Source organism: Geminocystis sp. GBBB08 (genome assembly GCF_016743215.1).
Taxonomy (GTDB): domain Bacteria; phylum Cyanobacteriota; class Cyanobacteriia; order Cyanobacteriales; family Cyanobacteriaceae; genus Geminocystis.
Genome location: NZ_VRZC01000216.1, coordinates 1 through 5,426, shown reverse-complemented (window position 1 = coordinate 5,426; position 5,426 = coordinate 1). Strand labels below are relative to the sequence as shown.

Below are 5,426 nucleotides of genomic sequence, written 5' to 3'. Positions count from 1 at the left end.
TTACCTCTGTTAACTATAGTCAACAACCATCAACTTTAGTTTCTCAAGGAAAATTACCCTCAGAAAATTCAGAATTAACTCCCATCTCTATTCCTGTAGAATCTCCACCTAAAATTACCGCCGATGATTTAGGAAAACCGTTAAGTTTAACTGTAAATAAAGCAACATCCCAGTTTCGCATAGATGAAAAACCTTCTGTAAAATTTAACACCAGCAAAAAATTAATTATTACCTCTCGTCAAGGCAATTCTCGTCAGTTTAATTTTAATTACAATTCTTCTTTCTTTGAAATAGTCCAAAATACGGAAAATACTCAAAATACAGAAAATACTCCAAACATCTCTGAAACAAATCCTAATCCTCCTAATATAGTGGAAATTTTAGCTGATGAACAAGAATATTTAGATCAACAACAAATTATCAAAGCTAAAGGAAATGTGATTATTCGCTTCTCTAACGGCATTCTTATTGCAGACGAAGTTTTAATCAATTTAGTCGATCGCATAGCCGTAGCCCAAGGAAATGTCACTTTAAAAAGAGGAGATCAATCCCTCAGAGGCGATCGCTTTGAATATTACTTTGTGCAAGATAAAGGAATTATATTTAACGCTAACGGCGAAATTTATCAACCAAGTCTAGCTCAAGATTTTCGTAGCGATATAGCGAATAATCCTTTACCCCAAAAACCTTTAAGTTGGCAATTTGAAGCTAATCAACCTTTAAGAAGGGTAGTTTCTGCTGAAGGTTTTAGTTTTGCCGTTGGTAGCATCAGAGAATATTCTTTAGTGGGAAGAGGAAACGGAGGAAATCCAGCTACCATGGGTGGGCAAGTTAACCGTTTTCGTTTTCAAGCTGAAAAAGTAGATTTTGATGGTGACAGTTGGAATGCTACTAATATTCGTATTACTAATGATCCTTTTTCCCCTCCTGAATTTGAAATTAGAGCCGATACTGCCAAATTAAGGAATATATCACCATTTCAAGACGAATTAACCACGACAAAGTCTCGTTTAGTGTTCGATCAACGTTTGTCTATTCCTCTGTTTCAAGATCGTTTAATCTTTGATCGTCGTAATCGTCGCCCTGGATTATTTTCCATAGGTTTTGATGGGGAAGATTTAGGCGGTTTATTCATTGAAAGAGATTTTGAAATCTATACCGATGAGAAAACTATTTTTACCCTTACTCCTCAAATTTTATTACAAAGGGCATTTTTCCCCGATTCTTTCTTTGATGAAAATGCCATCAATCCCGATGATAACGGTGGTTTATTCAATCCTTCTAGTTATGGTTTAGTAGCAAAATTAAACACGAATTTTAGCGATCGCACTAATCTTAATTCAGTTATCCATTTGACAGGTTTAGACTTAGATAATATCGATAATCGTCTTCGGGCTAGTGTACAATTAAACCAAAAAGTAGGAAATTTAAACGCCCCTCATAACTTTAGTTTGCAATATAACTACAGAGATAGATTGTTTAACGGTTCATTAGGATTCCAAACAGTACAACAAAGTTACGGATTAGTCGTCACCTCTCCTTATAATCAAATTAGTGAATCAAGATTTGGCTTTATCTATCAAGGCTCAATACAAAATATTACTGCCGACACCGATAGACAAGAATTGTTAGGCAACAATCCTCGAAATAATCTCACTAACTTAACCCGTTTTCAAGGAGCAGGTCTTTTAAGTGGAAATATCTTATTGTGGAAAGGAACACCTTTACCAGCTACTCCAGAAGAAGGCTTAAAATATACATCTACTCCTGTTGCACCTTATTTAAGTTTTAATACCGGATTAACAGGAGTGGCTAGTTATTATAGTAATGGTGAAACTCAACCCAACCTAACAGCAACTATAGGATTACAAGGACAATTCGGACATTTTTCTAATCCTTTTTTGGACTATACGGGGTTTAATGTTAGTTTTAGTCAAGGAGTGACAGGAGATTTATCCCCTTTCTATTTTGATCGTGCCGCCGATGATCAAGTGTTATCATTAGGGCTAACTCAACAACTATACGGACCTTTACGAGCAGGATTACAAAGTTTTATTAACGTCAAAACCAGTGAAGAAATAAGTACTGATTATTTTTTAGAATATAGCCGTCGTACCTACAATATTATCATCCGTTATAACCCCGTCTTAGAAATCGGTTCAGTTAACTTGCGTATCAGTGATTTTAATTGGGATGGTAACGCTACACCGTTTGAAGGTACTGGTATTCGCCCTGTTGTTGATGGTGTAACTAGAGGGAATTAAGAATGAGTAATGAAGTATTAGGTATTAGGTATTAGGTATTAGTCGTGACAAGCAAGATGTCTATATCACATTAATAACTAAGTTATTGCTTCTACCTCTTCCCCAAATTCCGAACTCTAATAAGAGATAGTTTTAAAACTACTATCCTGACGTTCATTAAATTCTGGTATCACCCAATCTTGTCCTACTTGAATAGTTATATCCGATTTTAGGACACCTGTACTTTCTACCACAACTTCACCTACTCCTAAATCAGCCCTAATTTGAGCAGCTGAATAATTATCTCCTTGTTGTGCCACAATTTTCGTTTTTAATAATGGTTCAGTGGCAAATTGCTGACTTAAAAATACTCGATGATAACCATTATTTCGTAAATATTCGACTACTTTTTGTCCTGTTTCTTGATTATCTTTGTTGCTTTGTATCGCAATTTTTAAGGTTGTGGGATCTGAAATGTGGGAAGCATTATAATAATTTTGCTGTATTTCAAAATATTGAGCCATTATTTCTGATATTTTATCTCTATTAGGTAACCAATAACTTAATTCTCCTTGCTCGGGGGTATTAAAATCTCCTGGCAACATCACCATATTTATATTAGAACGATCTTTTTGTGCCGTAAAACCGGCGATGGCAATTAATTCATTAGTAGTTAAATTAGTATCTAAATTTGACCGAACTACAGAGAGAATATCAGGCATTTTTAAAATAGTTCTCGGACTTAAAGCCTGTTCAATAAGAGCTCGCATGAAAGTTTGTTGTCGCTGAACTCTACCAATATCTCCATAAGCATCGTAACGGAAACGCAAAAATTGAAGAGCTTTTCCTCCATCAAGATGTTGTTGTCCTTCTTTTAGATCAATATATAGATGTTGACTATGATCTGTATATTTCATGTTGTGGGGAACATAAAGATTAATACCTCCTAAAGCGTCAATAAATTTTTCTACACCTTGAACATTTATACGAATATAACGATCTATCGGTACATTATTTAATAAATTACTTACAGACTCGGCTGCTAAAGCAGGTCCGCCATGTAAATTTGCATCATTTATTTTGGTAACACCCCTACCTTTAACTAAGGTTTTAGTATCTCGAGGAATAGATAAAACTGTTACATATTCTTTTTCTGGATCAAATCTTAGTAACAACATACTGTCAGATAAACCCTCAAAAGAGTTCACCAAAGCATGATAACCCAAATCTGGATTACGAAGTTGGGGTAAATCATCGCTAGTAACTTTGATACCTAAGACAAGAATATTTACAGGCCTACTTAATTTAGGAATTTGTAAACTATCGAAAGTCACAGTTTCTTCTTGATTAAAAACAGCTTCTTGAGCCGGAGTTAATCTCGCTTGTCTTAAAGGGGTGTTAGACAAAGATAATGCTAATAAAGCTCCTACCGTAGCTGATAATACGGCGATGGCACTTAAACCAAAACCCATTAATAACCAACGGGGATTAGATTGAGAACCATTTTTATCAGTAGATTTCCTAATTTTGGCAGACTGTTGACGATTAAAAGAATTACCTTTACGGCTAAAATTTCCCTCTGACATTTAATCTCCTCACACACAAAGATAACGAATAAAAATTTAATAATAACTTAACAATCTTAACTTGATTCTGCCTTTATCAATATTATCCTTTCACAATTTTTGGGAAAAATTGGTAATTTTAAACACTTCATGACTTATCCTTCAACCTCTATTATGATTAGTGATGAAAATATTTTCTGAAGAATAAACCATGACTTTATCTACATTCATCCTCATCGCTTTAGGAATTGGGATCGCTTTTGGAACGTTTCTTAACACTACATTTCCTGCAAGTGTTGGTAATTTAGATCATTATTTTCTCCTCCCCGTTGGTGAATCTTTTTTGCGTCTGATACAGTTTTTAGTTGTGCCAATTGTCTTTTCATCCCTAATTATGGGATTTTCTCGCATTCAAAATGCTTCTCAGGTAGGTCGTTATACTGCTAAATTATTAAGTAGTTATATAGTAACCACGGCTATTTCTTTATCGATTGGCATGAGCGTAGCATGGTTTTTACAACCCGGGGAAGGACTTTCAGGCTTTGAAATACCAGAAACCATAGGCGTATCAGAAACTCCTTCCTTAATTGATTGGTTAATTAGCTTAATTCCGATTAATCCCCTTCAGGCACTGAGTGAGGGTAATCTACTTCAAATTATCTTTTCGGCGGCAATTTTTACTGTAGGCATCCAACTTGCAGGAGAAAAGTCTCAACCCTTTATAAACTTCATTGAAAGTATTTATCATATTAGTGAAAAATCCCTATCAATTATTCTTTATACCGCCCCTTTAGGAGTTTTTGCTTTAATTAGTTCCGTAATTGCTACCCAAGGCATCGGTTTAATTATCAAGTTGTTGGCTTATGTATTGGGATTGCTACTAGCTACTTTATTAATGACGGCTTTTTATATCATTATCTTATTCATTCTTAAAGAACAACCGGGTAAATTTTTTAGTAGCGTTTCCGAAGCGTTAATTTTAGCATTTGGCACTGCTAGTTCTAATGCAGCTTTACCAGTATTATTGCAAAATATCCAAGAGAAATATGGACTTAATGAGGAGATTGCTAGTTTTGCTATTCCTCTTGGCACTGCTTTAAAACGAGATGGTGCTGCGATTTTACAAGGTTTTAACGCTCTTTTCATTGCCCAAATTTATCATGTACCCATGACTACTTCTTTAATCACCGCCATCGCTCTGAGTAGTTTATTAGTATCTTTTAGCACCCCCGGAGTACCTGGATCTGCTTTAATCACTATGGCTACAGTTTTATCTGCTTCAGGATTACCTTTAGAAGGAATTGCCATAGTAGCCGGAGTTGATCGACTAACTGACGGATTTAAAACTGTTATCAATCTGATTGGTAATAGTGTCAATGCCATCGCCCTAAGTCATTGGGAACAATCTCCAAAAACAGTTAAACTGAATACTATATAATCTTTCGGTAATTTAAGACCACTTATTTGACTTTTTTGATCAAAATCTAGATCTTAAACCGATAAAACCTTAAATATTTCTTCTGAAGCACGTCCAGAAATTAGACTATCCCAATTAATCGACTTTAAAAACTCCTCTGGCGATAAAGTTTCTACCACATCTACTCCCCAATCTCCAAAG

At 35.1% G+C, this 5,426-nt stretch carries 4 protein-coding genes; 2 read left to right on the top strand and 2 right to left on the bottom strand.

All coding sequences use genetic code 11. The features are described from left to right. Positions 1-2,264 (top strand): DUF3769 domain-containing protein (locus tag FWJ34_RS17900; protein ID WP_308256700.1); only part of this gene is annotated, 2,264 nt, incomplete at its 5' end. A 116-nt stretch (positions 2,265-2,380) separates the two neighbouring features. On the opposite strand, the gene FWJ34_RS17895 is transcribed toward FWJ34_RS17900, so the two are convergent. Further along, a complete protein-coding gene (locus FWJ34_RS17895) occupies positions 2,381-3,829 on the bottom strand; it encodes an LCP family protein (RefSeq protein WP_308256699.1) in 1,449 nt (482 codons plus the stop codon). A 190-nt stretch (positions 3,830-4,019) separates the two neighbouring features. Here FWJ34_RS17895 and FWJ34_RS17890 point away from each other — a divergent pair, with 190 nt between their 5' ends. Next, positions 4,020-5,246, top strand: coding sequence for a dicarboxylate/amino acid:cation symporter (locus FWJ34_RS17890; protein WP_308256698.1), 1,227 nt, complete (start codon positions 4,020-4,022; stop codon positions 5,244-5,246). A 53-nt stretch (positions 5,247-5,299) separates the two neighbouring features. On the opposite strand, the gene FWJ34_RS19650 is transcribed toward FWJ34_RS17890, so the two are convergent. Then, a partial coding sequence (locus tag FWJ34_RS19650; RefSeq protein ID WP_396232073.1) for a DUF2656 family protein occupies positions 5,300-5,426 on the bottom strand: 127 nt, incomplete at its 5' end.

What these genes read in the sequence shown, in the direction of transcription:
- FWJ34_RS17895 (WP_308256699.1), bottom strand. Translation starts at nt 3,829, where the DNA reads ATGTCAGAGGGAAATTTTAGCCGTAAAGGTAATTCTTTTAATCGTCAA.
- FWJ34_RS17890 (WP_308256698.1), top strand. Translation starts at nt 4,020, where the DNA reads ATGACTTTATCTACATTCATCCTCATCGCTTTAGGAATTGGGATCGCT.